Here is a 16,165-nt window from a genome sequence, read left to right as displayed (position 1 = left end):
CCTTTCCTGGTCGGAGGTCTGGCGGACCTACCGTCGCAGGGCCGGACCCGTCAGGTCCATCGAATCTTCGCGACCGTTCTTTGAAGCAGAACTGAAAGGTGCGGGCGACGCGGCCGTTCGCCCGCGCGGGGCGCCTCGACGAGGAGGGCGAGCGGCGCGGGGAGCAGACCGCCGGCGGCGATACTCGTCGCATGACTGAACACCCCGAGGCCCCCGAGGACCCCGTCGACGTGATCATCGGCCAGTGGGCGGCGGTGCGGCCCGACCTCGACACGGCCGGCATGGAGGTGTTCGGCCGGGTCTTCCGGCTGGCGCGCGCGATGGGCGACCGGATGGAGCAGGCGTACGCGCGCTTCGGCATCTCGCGCGGGGAGTTCGACGCCCTGGCCACCCTGCGCCGCTCCGGCGAGCCGTACACGCTCTCCCCCCGGCAGCTCTCGGCCACGCTGATGCTCACCACCGGCGGCATGACCGGCCGGCTCGACAAGCTGGAGCGTGCGGGCCTGCTGCGCCGCTCCCCCGACCCGCACGACCGCCGGGGACTCCAGGTCACGCTCACCGACCGGGGCCTGGAGCTGATCGACGAGGCGGTCGGCGCGGGCCTCGCCGCCCAGACCGAGGCCCTGGCCTCCCTGGACCCGGAACGGGCCGCTCTCCTGGCCGGCCTGCTGCGGGACCTCCTCGCCGGCACCGAGAGGTAGGCCCCGGCCCGTCCTCGGCAGCGCCGGAAACGCCCGAGGGCGCCGTCCCCGTCGGCGTACGGCTGACGCGCGTACGTGCGGCGGGGGCGGCGCCCTCGGGGGAGCCTGGGTGGGGGGGCCGGGCGGGAGGTCAGGCCTTCGCGCCGGCCTTGACCTTGCCCTTGGCCTTCGTGCCGGGGGTCTTCACCAGGTGGTCCGGGTGCGACCGGTCCAGGACCATGGTCAGGCCCGCGATGATCGCGAACAGCGCGATCGGGGCCAGGACGTAGAGGCCCAGCGTCTCGACGACGCTCAGGCCGGTGCCGGGGTCGTCGCCGTCGTCGCGCGTCAGCGCGAGCGCGGGGGACGACATGAGCAGCATCATCAGCGTCGTACCGGCTGCCAGGGCGCCGGCGCGCAGGGCGTTCTTCTTGTCCACGGTGCCAAGTTAGCGAATGCTCCCGGCGCCCGCGCGCCCGGGGTGCCCGTACGGGCCCGTGGGCGTCCGGCGGACCCGCCCCGTTCAACCGTCCCGGTCGCCGCCGCGTTCCCGCACCACGTCGACGAGCGCGTGCAGGCGGGGCGAGGCGGCGAGGTCCTCCAGGGTCACCGGGCGGCCCCCGGCGTCGGCGAGGGGCAGGCGCCAGTTCGGGTACTGGTCCCAGGTGCCGGGGAGGTTCTGGGGGCGGCGGTCGCCGACGGTGTCCGGGAGCCAGATGCCGACCATGCGGGCGGGGGTGCGCAGCAGGAAGCGGTGCACGGCCTGGATCCCGGCCTCCTCGGCCGGGGTGCCGGTGTCCCCGCCGGTCCCGTGCAGCAGCCCGAGCCGGGCCAGGACGTCCAGCCATTCCGCGGTGTCCGTCGCGGCCCCGACGCGTTCCTCCTCCAGCGGGCGGGTGAGCAGGCCGAGACGGTCGCGGAGTTCGACGTGTTCGCCGGTGAGGCGGGCGGCGGTGGACGGCAGGTCGTGGGTGGTGGCGGTGGCCAGGCAGTCGGCGCGCCACCGCTCGGGCGGCAGGGGGCTGCCGTCGCCGGTCCAGTCCCGTTCGAACCACAGCACCGAGGTGCCCAGCACCCCGCGCTCGCGCAGCGCCTCGCGCACGCCGGGTTCCACGGTGCCCAGGTCCTCGCCGATGACGACGGCACCGGCCCGGCCCGCCTCGAGGACGAGGACGGCGAGCATGGCCTCCGCGTCGTAGTGGACGTAGGTGCCCTCGGTGGGCGGGCGGCCCTCGGGCACCCACCAGAGCCGGAACAGGCCCATGACGTGGTCGACGCGCAGCGCCCCGGCATAGCGGAACAGGCCGCGCAGCAGCTCCCGGAACGGCGCGTACCCGGAGTCGGCCAGGCGGTCGGGGCGCCAGGGCGGCAGCCCCCAGTCCTGGCCGCGGGCGTTGAAGGCGTCCGGCGGCGCTCCCGCCGACATGCCGGCGGCGAAGTGTTCCTGCTGCGCCCAGGAGTCGGCGCCGCGGGGGTGCACGCCGACGGCGAGGTCGTGGACGATCCCGACCGGCATGCCGGCCTCGCGGGCGGTGCGCTGGGCGGCGGTGAGCTGGGTGTCGGTGAGCCAGGTGAGCCGGGAGTGGAAGTCGACGCGGTCCATCAGCTCGACGCGGGCGCGGTCGGTCGCGGCCGAGCGGGGGTGGCGCAGGCCCTCGGGCCACTGGTGCCAGTCGGAGCCGTGGACCTCGGCCAGCGCGCACCAGGTGGCGTGGTCCTCCAGGGCGCTGCCCTGTTCGGCGAGGTAGTCGCAGTAGGCGGCGCGGCGGCCGGGGCCGAGGGGAACCTCGTGGAGCAGCTCAAGAGCCTCGCGCTTCAGCTCCCACACGGCGTCCCGGTCGATGAGGGCGTCCTTCTCCAGTACGCCCTCGCGCAGCCGTCCGGCCCGTTCCCGCAGGGCCCGGGTGCGCTCGTGGTCGGTGACGTACGCGAACTCGGGCACGTCCTCGATCCGCAGGTGCACGGGGTCGGGGAAGCGGCGCGAGGAGGGCCGGTACGGGGAGGGGTCGGTGGGGGCGCCGGGCACGGCCGCGTGCAGCGGGTTGACCTGGACGAATCCGGCGCCGAGGGCGCGTCCGGCCCAGGCGGCGAGTTCGCCCAGGTCGCCGAGGTCGCCCATGCCCCAGGAACGGCGGGAGAGGAGGGAGTAGAGCTGGACGAGGAACCCGTGGGAGCGCGCGGCGGGGGCGGGCAGCCGGGCGGGCGCGACGATCAGGTGGGCCACGGCGGTCCGGCCGTCGGGCGCGGTGGCGGTCAGCCGGTGGACCCCGTTCGGCACCCCGTCGGCGCCGTCGTGGCGCTCGCCCTGCTCGGTGTCGACGCGCAGCCGGGTGCCCGGCGGCAGGGCGGCCAGCGCGGCCGGGGTGCCCCCGCCGTCCCAGCGGACGACGGTGGGCGGCAGCAGCCGCTCGCGCAGCTCGGTCTCGCGGGCGGTGAGCGCGGCCCGTACGGCCCCGGGGCTGCCCGTGTCCACGCCGAGGGCGGCCAGCGCGAGGGTGACGGCGGTGGCCGAGGCCCGGACGGTGCGGTCCGGGGAGGGACGGTAGGAGGTGGCGACGCCGTGCAGGGCGGCGAGCCTGGTCAGATCCTCGGGAAGGTCCTCGGTGGGGGGCTCGGCCGGCTGCGCTGCGGGCATCTGCTTCCTCTACGGCCTCGTGGGTTCCGGGACGGGGACGGCGAAGGAGGGGCCGCCCTGCTCCGGCACGTCGGCCGTGAGTTCGGGCGAGGACTCGCTGGTCAGCGGTACGGCGTCGGCGAACGGCGACTCGCTGGTGAGGGGTTCGGCGTCGGGCAGCGGCGGTTCGCTGGTCAGCGGGGTGTCGGCGCAGCTGCCGGTGGCACCGAAGACGCAGTAGTGCGGGGTCTCGGAGGCGGCGGAGGGCTCCGCCCAGGGGGTGGACGGCTCCGCCACGGGTTTGGAAGGGGCCGGCAGCAGAAGGGGCGCCAGTGCAGCCACGGGGGTCTCCTTTGGATCAGGCTCTGGGTCGGACGGTGGAACAGGCCCGTCATCGGGCTCCGGGTCGGGCGGTGTGTCGAGCTCGCTTGTGGCGAGTTACGGCAGCCCCTACCCAGTCCGGGCGAGGACAGACGCCCCAATACCGCCAACGTGGCCCTGGTCACATCCTCCCCTTCCCGAATCACCGCAGAACCGGCCAAAAAATCACCTAACCCGAGCGCGGATCGCCCAAACCGGTCACGTACGCACGCCGCCCCCCGCCAGATCCCCTTCAGCTATTCACTCAGTACATGTACTCAGTGAATACTGATCCTCATGAGCACCCGTCACATCCTCCTGGGGCTGCTCGCTTCGGGGCCGAGCCACGGCTACGACCTCAAGCGGCGGCACGACGAACGCTTCCCCCAGGCCCGCCCGCTGGCGTACGGGCAGGTCTACACGACGTTGCAGCGCCTGGTCCGGGACGGGCTCGCCGAGGTCGACGGCACCGCGTCGGACGGCGGCCCGGAGCGGACCGCGTACCGCGCCACGGACGAGGGAGCGCGCGAGCTGGAGCGCTGGGCGGTAGAGGTCGCACCGCCCGCGCCCTTCGTGACGAACGAGATCTTCGCCAAGGTCGTCGTCTCGATCCTCACCGGCGGCGACGCGGGCGCCTATCTGCTGGCCCAGCGTGCCGCGCACATGGGCCGGATGCGGGAGCTCACGGCACTCAAGACGGCCCCGGGCGCGGACCTGACGACCGTGCTCTCGGCCGACTACGCCCTCAACCACCTCGACGCCGACCTCCGTTGGATGACGACCACGGCGGCCCGGCTCACCACCCTGACCACGGAGGTCCGTACCGCATGACACACGGGGAGACGGCCACGGCCACGCACGGCACCGCGGCGCCGCCGCTGCTCACGGCCCGCGGACTGGCGAAGGCGCACGGCAGGACCGAGGCCCTGCGCGGCGCCTCCCTCGAACTGCGGGCCGGGGAGATCCTGGCCGTCACCGGCGCCAGCGGCAGCGGGAAGTCGACGCTGCTGCACTGCCTGGCCGGGATCGTCCGGCCGGACGCCGGTTCGGTGACGTACGCCGGCCTGCGGCTGGAGGAGCTGCCGGAGAAGCGGCTGAGCGAGCTGCGGCGCACCGACTTCGGCGTGGTCTTCCAATTCGGACAGCTGATCCCGGAGCTGACGGCGGTGGACAACGTGGCGCTGCCCCTGCTGCTGGCTGGCACCGCCCGCACCGAGGCCCGGGCGCGGGCCGGGGAGTGGCTGGAGCGGTTCGGGGTGCGCGGGCAGGAGGAGCTGCGGCCGGGCGAGATGAGCGGCGGGCAGGCGCAGCGGGCGGCGCTGGCCCGCGCGCTGGTCACCGGGCCGAAGGCGGTGTTCGCGGACGAGCCGACCGGCGCGCTGGACTCACTGGCGACCGAGGAGGTGATGACCGCGCTGGCGCACACGGCCCGGGAGTCGGGCACCGCGGTGCTGCTGGTCACGCACGACGCCCAGGTGGCCGCGTACGCGGACCGCGAGGTCCGGCTGCGGGACGGCGCCGTGTCCCCGCTGGAGGTGACGGCGTGAGCACGCTGACCTCCGACCTCCGACTGGCCCGGCAGCTCGTACACGGCTCGGACCGCAAGGAGTGGTGGCGGATCGCGCTGACGGCGGCGGGCGCGGCGGCGGCGACGGGCTTCGCCCTGGCGGCGGTCACGCTCGCGTCGGTCCCGGCCGGTTACTCCGTCTCCCACTTCCACGGCCTGCTGACCGGTTCCGGCACTCGGGGCGGGGTCATCAGCGGCCTGCTCCTGCTGCTGGTGCCGGTGCTGGCCTTCCTCGGCCAGTGCGCCCGGATCGGTGCCGTGCACCGCGACCGGCGGCTGGCCGGGCTGCGGCTGGCCGGAGCGGCCCCGGGGCAGGTGCGCCGGATCGCCGCGCTGGAGACCGGGCTGGCATGTCTGCTGGGCTCGGCGGTGGCGACGGTCTTCTCCGTCCTGTTCGTGCTGCGGCTGTGGAGTGGTCCGACCGCCGTGACCTGGCTGGGCTTCGTACTGGTCGCGGTCGGCGTCCCGGCGCTGGGCGCGGTGGCGGGTGCGGTGGCACTGCGCCGGGTGGTGGCCTCGCCGCTGGGCCGGGTGCGCCGGGTGGCCCAGCGGACGGGCCGTGGACCGGGGCTGCTGTTCCTGAGCGGACTGGCGGTGCTGGTGGCAGTGGCACCGCTCGCCCTGAACGAGAGGCATGTCGCGGGCAACCGCCTCGACTGGAGCACCCCGTTGACCGTCTTCAGCCTCGTGATCGCGCTGGGCGCGGGTGTGGTGTGGCTGGCCGGTGCCACGGCCCGGTTCACGGGCGGCCTGCTCGCCGTGCGGGCCCGCACCGCGGCGCCGCTCCTCGCGGCGGAACGGCTGCGCGACGACCCGTGGGCCCCGGCCCGGACCCATGCCGCGGTCCTGCTGGTGACGGTCGCCGGCACGGCCTTCCTCTGCGTCCGGCACGCCATGCTCACCGACCTGCGCGCCACGGATCCGGAGTACCGCGCCGCCGACCTGGCGTACTACACGACCGGCCTTGACCTGACCGGCGCGGCCGTCCTCGTCGCCCTGGCGATCGCCCTGTCCGGCCTCGCCGTGGGCACCGCCGAGTCCCTGACCACCCGCCGCCGGACCCTGGCCGCCCAGGTCGCCGCCGGGGTCCCCCGCACGGTCCTGAACCGCGCCCTCCTCCTGGAGACCGCCCTGCCCCTGGCGCCCGCCCTGCTGCTGGCCGGCGCCGGGGGCCTGGCGATCGGCATCTGGTACTCCTCGCTCACCGGCGACGGCTCCCTCCCGTGGACGGCCCTCCTGGTCGCCCCGGCGGTGTACGCGTCCTGCCTGCTCGCCGCGGCGACGGCACTGCCCCTGCTGGGCCGCTCGGTGCGGCCGGGGGAACTGCGGTACGTGTGACGGCGCCGCGATACGAGTCCGGCCGCCGTGACCGAACGCGGCTGACGGGTGTCACACCTGCGCGTAGCCACCGTCGGCGAAGAACTCGGCACCATTGACGTAACTCGACGCGTCCGAGGCGAGGAACGTCGTCAGGGCGGCGATCTCTTCGGGTTCGGCGAGCCGGCCGAGCGGGACCTCGCCTTCGGCCTGCTGGAGAGCCTCGGGCGGGAGCAGCTCCAGCAGACCAGGGGTGCGCGTCGCGCCCGGGGACACGACGTTGACCCGGAAGCCGTGCGTGCGCGAGCTGAGGGCCCAGCCACGGGCGAGGTTGCGGATGGCGGCCTTCGACGCCCCGTAGACCTCGAGTCCCTGGGTGGGCCGTGTCGAGGCGGTCGAACCCGTCAGGATCACCGAAGCGTTGGAGCTGAGCAGCGGCAGCGCCTGCTGCAGGGTGAAGATCGTTCCCTTGACGTTGACGGCGAACATCGAGTCGATCAGCTCCTCCGTCACCTCCCCGAACGGAGCCACGGTGCCGATGCCTGCGTTGGCGACCAGCACGTCGATGCGGCCGGCCCGGTCGCGCACCGTGCCGTAGAACGCGTCGAGGTCCGCGGGCACGGAGACATCACAGACCACGCCGGTCACGGCAGGTCCGAGCTCGGCGGTCGCGGCCTCGAGCGCGTCCTTGCGGCGACCGGTGATGAAGACCTCGGCACCCTCGTCGCGGAACGCGCGTGCGGTCGCGAACCCGATGCCGGTGCTGCCCCCGGTGACCACGGCGATCTTGCCCGTCAGTGACTTGCCCATTCGTCCCACCTCGTTGATCGACCCTTCAGATAGTCGCAACACTAATTGTTACGACAATTTGTCGCAACCTCCGTTGTTACGACTGCGCTGTCGTAACATGAAGCGTTGCGTCCGGGAGGAGGGACTCATGAGCGCCAACAGCAGGCTGACCATCGCCGCCCACGCGCTGGCCTGGATCGGTCTCTACCAGCGCCAGGGCCACGAGGTCGCCACCTCCGAGCAGATCGCGGCCAGCGCGAACACCAACCCCGTGGTGATCAGGCGGCTGCTGGGCGAGCTGCGCAGGTCCGGGCTCGTGGAGTCCCGACGGGGTGTGGGCGCGGGCTGGTCGCTGGCGCGCGAGCTGGGGTCGATGACCCTGCTCGACGTGTACGAGGCAGTGGAACCCGGCCCCCTGTTCGCGATGCACCGCACCACCCCGGACCAGGGATGCGTGGTGGGTCACGGCATCCAGCCGGCGATGCAGGACATCTACGAGGGCATCGAGGAGACCGTGCGGCACGAACTGGCCCGCGTCACGCTCGAAGACGTACTCCGGAACGTACTCGCGACACCTCGCTAGCCTTCCCGTCACGCCCGGGCTCGGCACGCGCGGCGACAGCGGCCGTGCGCTCTCAGGCTGCGCGAAGAAGGCAGAAAGGGTGCCCGGCGGGGCCGGCGTGCGGTCGGCGCCCGCTCCTGTTCCGAGGCCGTGCAGGATACCTTCGCCGGGTTCGAGCATCCTGCTGCACCAAGAGCACCTCGCCGTCGGAGGACAGCATGACGTTGGCCGGCTTGACCCCGCACCGCCTCGTTCAGGCGCTCGACCGGTTCCACGCCGCTCACCCCTGGGACCACAACGCCCACTACCACCGCTGGATCCTGCGGCAGCTCCCTCGCCGGTTCGGCAGCGCGCTGGACGTCGGTTCCGGCACCGGTGACCTGGCCCGCCTGCTCGCCACCCGGGCCGACGAGGTCCGCGGCGTCGATTCGGATCCGGCGATCACCGCACAGGCACGCGCGCTGACTCCCGAGCCGACGGCGGCCTCCTTCGCCGTCGCCGACGCCCTGACGGACCTCCCCGCCGGACCCCACGACGTCATCACCTGCGTCGCCACCCTCCACCACCTGCCGTTCACCGAGGCCCTGGACACCTTCCGCAGCCGCCTCGCTCCCGGCGGCACCCTGGTCGTCGTCGGCCTCTACCGGCCGCGGACCGCCACGGACCACCTGCTCGGCGCGGCCGCCGTCCTCCCGAACGCCGCCCTCGGGTGGCTCAAGAACAGGGGCCGGGCCGCGGCCCCGCCCACCTCGATGACCGCCCGGACCCGGCCGGCCGACATGGCGTTCTCCGGCATCGTCGAAGCGGCACGCGCGGTTCTGCCCGGAGCCCGGCTGCGGCGGCGTCTCTTCTGGCGCTACTCCCTCACCTGGCGCAGCCCCTGACCGGCCGGATCTCCCCTACGCTGAGGGTGTGGACCCCCGCAGATCCGGAGGAGCCTTGTGACCGTGACCGCCGACAGGCCGCAGATGCTCGTTACCGAGTTCGAGGAACTCGCCCGCCATGCCGACCGGAGCATAGAAGGCGCGCGGCTCGAGTTCATCAACGGACATCTTGGGGGGAAGGCCGTGCCCGACGGCGACCACGGACGCGTCATCCAATGGCTGACGCGAATCTGCATGCAGCACCGACCCGACCTGTGGCTGGATCCGACACAGGGACTGGTCGTCGAGGCGTACCGGGGCGGCCGTGCCCGGCCGGGCGGCTCCCTCGCACCGGCGGAGGCCTTCGTCGGCCAGGGCGAGTGGGCCGACCCCGCCCCCGTCCTCATGGTCGTGGAGGTGACTTCGTACGACTCGGACACCGACCGGCGCGACCGTGTCGACAAGCCCCGCGCCTACGCCGGGACGGACATCCCGGTGTACCTGCTGATCGACCGGGACACCTGCGAGGTCAAGGTGCACAGCCGCCCCGACGGGGGGCGGTACGAGACCGTGCAGACGCTGCCCTTCGGCAAGGAGGTCGCGCTGCCCGAGCCGGTCGGGATCACGCTGGACACCGAGCCGCTGAAGAACTGGGTGCGCTGACCCGGGGCAGACAGAGGCCCGGACGTCAGGCGGAAATGCCGTCGATCCGGGCCATGGCGTCCTCCGCGCCGTACGGCTGCAAGTACGGCAGCCAGCGCGGGTCCCGATGCCCGGTGCCGATGATGCGCCAGGCCAGTCCGGTCGGCGGAGCCGGTTTGTGGCGCAGGCGCCAGCCCAGCTCGACCAGGTGGCGGTCGGCCTTGACGTGGTTGCAGCGGCGGCAGGACGCCACCACGTTGTCCCAGGCGTGCAGACCCCCGCGGCTGCGCGGGATGACGTGGTCGACGCTGGTGGCGACGGCGCCGCAGTACATGCAGCGGCCTCCGTCGCGGGCGAACAGGGCGCGACGGGTGAGCGGGACGGGCCCCCGGTAGGGCACCCGCACGAAGCGCTTGAGCCGTACCACGCTGGGTGCGGGCACGGTGACGGTCGTGCTGTGCAGAAAGGCGCCGGACTCCTCGAGGCACACGGCCTTGTTCTCCAGGACGAGGACGAGCGCGCGGCGGAGCGGTACGACGCCGAGTGGCTCGTACGACGCGTTGAGGACCAGGACATGCGGCACGGGTGCCTCCTTGGGCGTCGGCGGCGCGTGGCTCGCGCCGGGACGATCTGGTTCAGTCTCCCCTCATGGCTGGTCGTAGCGCCACCATGTCCCGGTAACGGGCTGGGAGTGTTTTCGACCACACGGGATCCGTGGCCGCGGGCGTGACCAGTCCGGGCGCGGGTGAGCGGCGTCCCGCCCGCCCGTTTCGGGCCGAACCGCGTCCGGTGCCCCGTTAGTGTGGTGCATCTGCCCGTCCGGTGACCTTTCCGTGACCTTGGACCGGACCTCGGACCGGACCGCGCTGGACGGGCCGCCGCATCTGGAGGTTTCCGCCGTGTCTCTGTCCGCCGCCGTCCTGTCGGCCGTCGGTTCGTCCCCCTCTCCCTCGCCGACCCCTTCCGCCCCGACCGTGCCCTCGCTGCGGGAGGCCCACGAGAGCGCGACGAACGCCGCGGGCTGGGTCGAGGAGAACTGGTCGACGTGGCTCGCGATCGGGCTGCGGGTGCTGCTGATCGTGGTGATCGCGGTGGTGCTGCGCGCCGTCGTGCGGCGGGCGATCAGCAAGTTCATAGAACGGATGAACCGGCGGACCGGAACGTCCGGCGGTACCGCGCTGAGCGGGCTGCTGGTCAACGCCGAGCGGCGCCGGCAGCGGTCGGAGGCCATCGGGTCGGTGCTCCGCTCGGTGGCCAGCTTCCTCATCCTCGGCACCGCGGCCCTGATGGTCCTCGGCACCTTCCAGATCAACCTGGCCCCGCTGCTGGCCTCCGCCGGTGTCGCCGGTGTCGCGATCGGCTTCGGCGCCCGCAACCTGGTCACCGACTTCCTGTCCGGCGTCTTCATGATCCTGGAGGACCAGTACGGCGTCGGCGACAGCATCGACGCGGGCGTGGCCTCCGGCGAGGTCATCGAGGTCGGGCTGCGGGTGACCAAGCTGCGCGGCGTCGACGGCGAGATCTGGTACGTCCGCAACGGCGAGGTCAAGCGCATCGGCAACCTCTCCCAGGGCTGGTCCACGGCCGGCGTCGACGTCACCGTCCGCTCCGACGAGAACCTGGACAAGGTGAAGGAGACGCTCACCGCGGTGGGCGAGCGGATGAGCAAGGAAGAGCCCTGGAACGAGATGCTCTGGGGGCCGATCGAGATCCTCGGGCTGGATTCCGTGCTGCTGGACTCGATGGTGGTGCGGGTGTCCGCGAAGACCATGCCCGGCAAGTCCCTCACCGTCGAGCGCGAGTTGCGCTGGCGCATCAAGCGGGCCTTCGACGCGGCCGGCATCGCTATCGTCGGCGGCGCCACCGTCCCGCTGGAGGGCGCCCCGGCCGCCGACCCGACGGCGGGCGTCGCGGCACCGTCGGCGTACGCGAGCACCGTGTCGCCGCAGTCCATCGCCGCGTCCCCGATTCCGCCGCCCAGCACCAGCAAGTAGACCGGGCAGCCGGTCACTCACCCCCGGCTCCGCTCCCGCGCCCGCTCCCGCCCCCGAGGTAACGACTGCGTTGCCTCGGGGGCGGTCCCTTGACGGCTGCTTGCGGGCGGGCCTACGTTCTCCGTCCAACAGGAAACTTTCCTAACAGACGCGCACAGGCTTGCGGTCAGGACGTTTCCCGTGATACGCGCGGTGGACTTCCCCACCGCCCCCTGAAAAGCTGAGCGGTCGAGAGGCAGGTGTGGACACGCATGGCAGGAACCGCCGGTACGCCGGGCACCCCGCGCGTCCTGCGCGCCATGAACGACCGGGCCGCACTCGACCTCCTGCTGGAGCACGGGCCGCTGTCCCGGACCCGGATCGGCAAGCTGACCGGGCTGTCGAAGCCGACGGCCTCGCAGCTGCTGGCCCGGCTGGAGGCGGCCGGGCTGGTCCTGGCCGGGGGCACGACCGAGGGGCGCCCGGGGCCCGGCGCCCAGCTCTACGAGGTCAACCCGGCCGCCGCGTACGCCGCCGGGCTCGACGTCAGCCCGGACCGCATCCTGGCCGCCGTCGCCGACGTCACCGGACGCACGGTCGGCCGGTACGAGCTGCCCACCCCGGGCCGGCGCCCCGCCACCCCCGTCGTCCAGCAGGTCACCGACGCCCTCGACGGCGCCGTGAAGGCGGCCGGTCTTGACCGCAGCGCCGTCCACCGCGTCGTCATCGGCACGCCGGGCGCCTTCGACCCGGGCACCGGGCGGCTGCGCTACGCCTCCCACCTGCCCGGCTGGCACTCCCCCACGCTGCTCGACGAACTCGCCGCCGCGCTGCCGATGCCGGTCGAGTACGAGAACGACGTGAACCTCGCCGCCGTCGCCGAGCAGCGCCTCGGTGCGGCCCGGGACCACGAGGACTTCGTGCTGCTGTGGAACCAGGAGGGCCTGGGCGCCGCCCTGGTCCTCGGCGGCCGGCTGCACCGCGGCTGGACCGGCGGCGCCGGGGAGGTCGGCTTCCTGCCGGTGCCGGGCGCCCCGCTGGTCCGCAAGGTCAGCCGTACCGGCAGCGGCGGCTTCCAGGAACTGGCCGGTTCCCAGGCCCTGGCGGGACTGGCCCGGGAGCTGGGGGTCACCGACGTGCCCTCGGGGCCGTACACCGAGGTCGCCGCCGCCCTGGTGGCCCGCGCCGCGCGGGCCGAGGACGACGACGACCCGCACCGCCGGCTGCTCCAGACCTACGCCACCCGCCTGGCCACCGGTCTCGCCTCCCTCGTCTCGGTCCTGGACCCCGAGCTGGTGGTCCTCAGCGGCACCTCGCTCACCGCGGGCGGCGAGGCGCTGCGCGACCTGGTCCGGGACGAGCTGGAGGAACTGGCCGCCTCCCGGCCCCGGCTCGCCGTCGGTGACGTGACCGAGCACCCCGTCCTGCGCGGCGCGCTGGAGAGCGCGCTCGCGACCACCCGCGACGAGGTCTTCGACACCTCGCGCTGACCCCCGCGCCACCCGACTCGCCCCACCCCGCATCGCCCCACTCGCCTCACCCACTCATCCACTCGCCCCACCCACCTGTCCCCGTCCTGCCCCTGGGAGCTTCGCCATGCCCGGAATATCCAGGAAAGCGGCCCTCGCGGTCGCTGCCTCCGCCTCCCTCGCCCTGCTCGCCACCGCCTGCACCGGCCAGTCGGAATCCGGCGCCTCCGACGACCCGAACGCCGAGACGACCATCACCTTCTGGCACGGCTGGAGCGCCCCCGCCGAGGTGAAGGCGGTCCAGGCCAACGTGGACCGCTTCGAGAAGGCGCACCCCAACATCAAGGTGAAGGTCGTCGGCAACATCAACGACGACAAGCTCAACCAGGCCCTGCGCGCGGGCGGTTCGAGCGGCCCCGACGTGGTGTCCTCGTTCACCACCTCCAACATCGGCAAGTTCTGCTCCTCGGGCGCCTTCCTCGACCTGAAGCCGTTCGTCGAGAAGTCGAAGCTCGACCTGGACGCCCTCATCCCGAAGCCGATGCTGGAGTACACGCAGTTCGAGGGGACGCGCTGCGCCCTGCCGCTGCTCGGCGACGCCTACGGCCTCTACTACAACAAGGACGCCTTCGAGGCGGCCGGGATCAAGGCGCCGCCGAAGACCTGGTCCGAGTTCGCCCAGGTGGCGAAGAAGCTGACGAAGACCAAGGGCGACTCGTACGAGCAGCTCGGCTTCATGCCGAACTACCACGGCTACGAGACGGTCGTCGACCACTACATGTCCCAGTGGGACCACGCCTACTTCGACGAGGACGGCAAGTCCAGCGTCGCGAAGGACCCGGCGTTCGCCGAGATGTTCACGTACCAGAAGAAGCTCGTCGACGACCTCGGCGGCTTCGACAAGCTGGAGAAGTACCGCAACACCTTCGGCGACGAGTGGGGCGCCAAGCACCCCTTCCACACCGGCCAGGTCGCCATGCAGCTGGACGGCGAGTGGCGGCTCGGCATGGCGAAGGACGCCGGGGTCGACTTCGAGATCGGCACCGCGCCGATGCCCGTCGCCGACGACGAGGTGGACGAGTACGGCAAGGGCTTCCTGTCCGGCACCGTCATGGGCATCGCCCCGCAGAGCAAGAAGCAGAACGCCGCGTGGGAGCTGGTGAAGTACATGACGACCGACACCGGGGCCGTCGTCTCCTTCGCCAACGCCATCCGCAACGTGCCCTCCACCTTCCCGGCCCTCAAGTCGCCCGACCTGAAGACCGACCCGGCGTTCAGGACCTTCCTGGACATCGCCCAGCACCCCGAGTCGAACTCCCCGCCGGCCTCCGTCAACGGCGCCACGTACCAGCTGACCCTCCAGGACTTCGGCTACCAGTACGAGTCGGGCAAGGTGAAGGACCTCAAGGCCGGTCTGGAGAAGACCGCCGCGCAGATCGACCGCGACATCGCGCAGGCGAAGTAGCGGTCCATGGCCACCAACACGCTCCGCGCGAAGCGCCGTTCCTCGGCGCTTCGGACGGCGGCCTTCATGTCGCCGTGGCTCGTCGGGTTCGGCGTCTTCTTCGCCTATCCCCTGGTGTCCACCGTGTACTTCTCGCTGATGAAGTACGACGGCTTCGGCGTCCCGGAGTTCCGGGGCCTGGAGAACTGGGCGTACGTCTTCCAGGACTACCCGCTGTTCTGGCCCGCCCTGCGCAACACCCTCTGGCTGGTCCTGGTGATGGTGACCTGCCGGGTGGTGTTCGGGCTCGGGGTCGGGCTGCTCATCACGAAGATCAAGACGGGGGCCGGGATCTTCCGCACCCTCTTCTACCTGCCCTACCTCGCCCCGCCCGTCGCCGCGACCCTCGCCTTCGTCTTCCTCCTCAACCCCGGTACGGGGCCGGTCAACTCGGTCCTGGAGGGACTGGGCGTACCGGCGCCCGGCTGGTTCACGGATTCCGCCTGGTCCAAGCCGGCGCTCACCGCGCTGGCGGTGTGGGGCGTGGGCGACCTGATGGTGATCTTCATGGCGGCGCTGCTCGACGTGCCGAAGGAGCAGTACGAGGCGGCCGAGCTGGACGGGGCGTCGGCCTGGCAGCGGTTCCGGTTCGTGACGCTGCCGAACATCTCGCCGATCGTGCTGTTCGCCGTGGTCACGGGCGTGATCCAGACCATGCAGTACTACACGCAGCCGCTGGTCGCCGGGAAGGTCGCCTCCGGGATCATCGGCGGCTCCGGGCAGTCCTTCGAGCCGGGCTATCCCGACAAGTCGACCCTCACCCTCCCCCAGCTCGTCTACAACCTCGGCTTCCAGCGCTTCGACTACGGCTCCGCCTGTGTGGTCGCGCTCGTGCTGTTCGCCCTGGCCATGGCGTTCACGGCGCTGCTGATGCGCCGCCGGGGCGGACTTCTCCAGGCAGGTGACCGATGACCCAGGTATCGACGGCCGAGGTGCCGGCCCGGCCCGTCGCGGCCGGCAGCTCGCCGCAGCCCACCGAGGAGCGCACCGCCCGCCGGCGCGTCCTGCTGCACTGGATCGCGGTCCACTCCCTGGGCGTGGCCGCCGCCCTCTTCTTCACCCTGCCGTTCGTCTTCGTGGTCCTCACCTCGCTGATGAGCGACCAGCAGGCCCTCACCCGCGACCTGTGGCCGCACACCTGGGAGTGGGGCAACTACCGGACCGTCCTGGACACGCCCGGCTTCCTCACCTGGTGGAAGAACACGCTGCTGTACGCGGGCCTCGGCACCGTGCTGACGGTGGCGTCGTCGATCCCGGTGGCGTACGCGCTGGCCAAGTTCCGCTTCCGGGGGCGGCACCTGTCCCTGATGCTGGTGATCTCGATGATGATGCTGCCCCCGCAGGTGATCATCATCCCGATGTACCTGTTCTGGGCCAAGCAGCTGGACCTGTCCGGCACGCTGTGGCCGCTGATCATCCCGATGGCCTTCGGCGACGCCTTCTCCATCTTCCTGCTGCGCCAGTTCCTGCTGACCATCCCGGACGAGTACCTGGACGCGGCGAAGGTCGACGGCTGCGGGGAGCTGCGCACCCTGCTGAGGGTCGTCCTGCCGATGGCGAAGCCGGGCATCGCGGCCGTGGCCCTCTTCCAGTTCTTCTACGCCTGGAACGACTACTTCGGCCCCCAGATCTACGCCTCCGAGAACACCGGCGCCTGGACGCTCTCCTACGGCCTGGAGTCCTTCAAGGGCGCCCACCACACCGACTGGAACCTCACCATGGCCGCGACCGTGCTGGTCATGGCCCCCGTGATCCTCGTGTTCTTCTTCGCGCAGAAGGCGTTCGTCGAGGGTGTCACGCTCACCGGAGTAAAGGGTTGATGTCT

Annotated in this window: 17 protein-coding genes; 12 read left to right on the top strand and 5 right to left on the bottom strand. The window is 72.4% G+C overall.

The features are described 5' to 3' along the window. Nucleotides 1-191 precede the first annotated feature (191 nt). On the top strand, nt 192-701 hold the full coding sequence (locus Sco07f_RS01835) for a MarR family winged helix-turn-helix transcriptional regulator (RefSeq protein ID WP_042826120.1): 510 nt from the start codon (nt 192-194) through the stop codon (nt 699-701). A 130-nt stretch (nt 702-831) separates the two neighbouring features. On the opposite strand, the gene Sco07f_RS01830 is transcribed toward Sco07f_RS01835, so the two are convergent. From Sco07f_RS01830 to Sco07f_RS01820, 3 genes are all read right to left on the bottom strand, one after another. Continuing rightward, complete coding sequence (locus Sco07f_RS01830; protein WP_007449543.1) at nt 832-1,119, bottom strand: hypothetical protein; 288 nt, start codon at nt 1,117-1,119, stop codon at nt 832-834. A gap of 84 nt (nt 1,120-1,203) precedes the next feature. After that, on the bottom strand, nt 1,204-3,315 hold the full coding sequence (gene malQ, locus Sco07f_RS01825) for a 4-alpha-glucanotransferase (RefSeq protein ID WP_108986744.1): 2,112 nt from the start codon (nt 3,313-3,315) through the stop codon (nt 1,204-1,206). Between the two features lie 9 nt (nt 3,316-3,324). Continuing rightward, the gene (locus Sco07f_RS01820; RefSeq protein ID WP_054100484.1) at nt 3,325-3,636 is read right to left on the bottom strand and encodes a hypothetical protein; all 312 of its coding nucleotides are present in this window, start codon (nt 3,634-3,636) and stop codon (nt 3,325-3,327) included. 315 nt (nt 3,637-3,951) lie between these two features. Between Sco07f_RS01820 and Sco07f_RS01815 the strand changes: the two genes are divergently transcribed. Genes Sco07f_RS01815 through Sco07f_RS01805 form a run of 3 tightly spaced genes read left to right on the top strand, consistent with a single transcriptional unit; the run spans nt 3,952 to nt 6,559 of the window. Continuing rightward, entirely contained in the window at nt 3,952-4,485 is a 534-nt protein-coding gene (locus tag Sco07f_RS01815) for a PadR family transcriptional regulator (protein WP_054100483.1), read from the top strand. After that, nucleotides 4,482-5,201, top strand: coding sequence for an ABC transporter ATP-binding protein (locus Sco07f_RS01810; protein WP_054100482.1), 720 nt, complete (start codon nt 4,482-4,484; stop codon nt 5,199-5,201). The genes Sco07f_RS01815 and Sco07f_RS01810 overlap by 4 nt, the downstream gene beginning before the upstream one ends. After that, nucleotides 5,198-6,559, top strand: a complete 1,362-nt coding sequence (locus Sco07f_RS01805; protein WP_108986743.1) for an FtsX-like permease family protein — start codon at nt 5,198-5,200, stop codon at nt 6,557-6,559. Before Sco07f_RS01810 ends, Sco07f_RS01805 begins: the two co-directional genes overlap by 4 nt. A gap of 51 nt (nt 6,560-6,610) precedes the next feature. Here the strand turns inward: Sco07f_RS01805 and Sco07f_RS01800 are convergent, their stop codons facing one another. Next, nucleotides 6,611-7,348 carry an SDR family NAD(P)-dependent oxidoreductase gene (locus Sco07f_RS01800; RefSeq protein ID WP_087790938.1) on the bottom strand — a complete coding sequence of 246 codons (738 nt, stop codon included), beginning with the start codon at nt 7,346-7,348 and terminating at the stop codon, nt 6,611-6,613. A 127-nt stretch (nt 7,349-7,475) separates the two neighbouring features. On the opposite strand from Sco07f_RS01800, the gene Sco07f_RS01795 reads away from it, so the two are divergent. From Sco07f_RS01795 to Sco07f_RS01785, 3 genes are all read left to right on the top strand, one after another. Next, entirely contained in the window at nt 7,476-7,910 is a 435-nt protein-coding gene (locus Sco07f_RS01795) for an Rrf2 family transcriptional regulator (protein ID WP_007388733.1), read from the top strand. Nucleotides 7,911-8,107: 197 nt separating this feature from the next. Next, a complete protein-coding gene (locus tag Sco07f_RS01790) occupies nt 8,108-8,773 on the top strand; it encodes a class I SAM-dependent methyltransferase (protein WP_108986742.1) in 666 nt (221 codons plus the stop codon). Nucleotides 8,774-8,830: 57 nt separating this feature from the next. Beyond that, nucleotides 8,831-9,415, top strand: coding sequence for a Uma2 family endonuclease (locus Sco07f_RS01785; protein WP_108986741.1), 585 nt, complete (start codon nt 8,831-8,833; stop codon nt 9,413-9,415). A gap of 25 nt (nt 9,416-9,440) precedes the next feature. Here the strand turns inward: Sco07f_RS01785 and Sco07f_RS01780 are convergent, their stop codons facing one another. Further along, complete coding sequence (locus Sco07f_RS01780) at nt 9,441-9,977, bottom strand: HNH endonuclease (protein WP_007388731.1); 537 nt, start codon at nt 9,975-9,977, stop codon at nt 9,441-9,443. Between the two features lie 316 nt (nt 9,978-10,293). On the opposite strand from Sco07f_RS01780, the gene Sco07f_RS01775 reads away from it, so the two are divergent. The 5 genes from Sco07f_RS01775 (at nt 10,294) to Sco07f_RS01755 (ending at nt 16,160) form a co-directional block, all read left to right on the top strand. After that, entirely contained in the window at nt 10,294-11,388 is a 1,095-nt protein-coding gene (locus Sco07f_RS01775; RefSeq protein WP_054100703.1) for a mechanosensitive ion channel family protein, read from the top strand. A gap of 251 nt (nt 11,389-11,639) precedes the next feature. Further along, nucleotides 11,640-12,857, top strand: a complete 1,218-nt coding sequence (locus Sco07f_RS01770; protein ID WP_108986740.1) for an ROK family transcriptional regulator — start codon at nt 11,640-11,642, stop codon at nt 12,855-12,857. A gap of 106 nt (nt 12,858-12,963) precedes the next feature. Next, nucleotides 12,964-14,301, top strand: a complete 1,338-nt coding sequence (locus Sco07f_RS01765) for an ABC transporter substrate-binding protein (RefSeq protein WP_054100478.1) — start codon at nt 12,964-12,966, stop codon at nt 14,299-14,301. 6 nt (nt 14,302-14,307) lie between these two features. After that, nucleotides 14,308-15,252, top strand: coding sequence for a carbohydrate ABC transporter permease (locus Sco07f_RS01760; RefSeq protein ID WP_007388739.1), 945 nt, complete (start codon nt 14,308-14,310; stop codon nt 15,250-15,252). Beyond that, nucleotides 15,249-16,160 (top strand): carbohydrate ABC transporter permease, encoded by a 912-nt coding sequence (locus tag Sco07f_RS01755; protein ID WP_108986739.1) that lies wholly within the window; start codon nt 15,249-15,251, stop codon nt 16,158-16,160. Before Sco07f_RS01760 ends, Sco07f_RS01755 begins: the two co-directional genes overlap by 4 nt. Nucleotides 16,161-16,165 lie beyond the last annotated feature (5 nt).

This window comes from Streptomyces coelicoflavus, from assembly GCF_003112555.1.
GTDB lineage: Bacteria > Actinomycetota > Actinomycetes > Streptomycetales > Streptomycetaceae > Streptomyces > Streptomyces coelicoflavus.
Note: the sequence above shows the minus strand (reverse complement) of the source record. Positions and strands in the feature narration are given on the sequence as shown.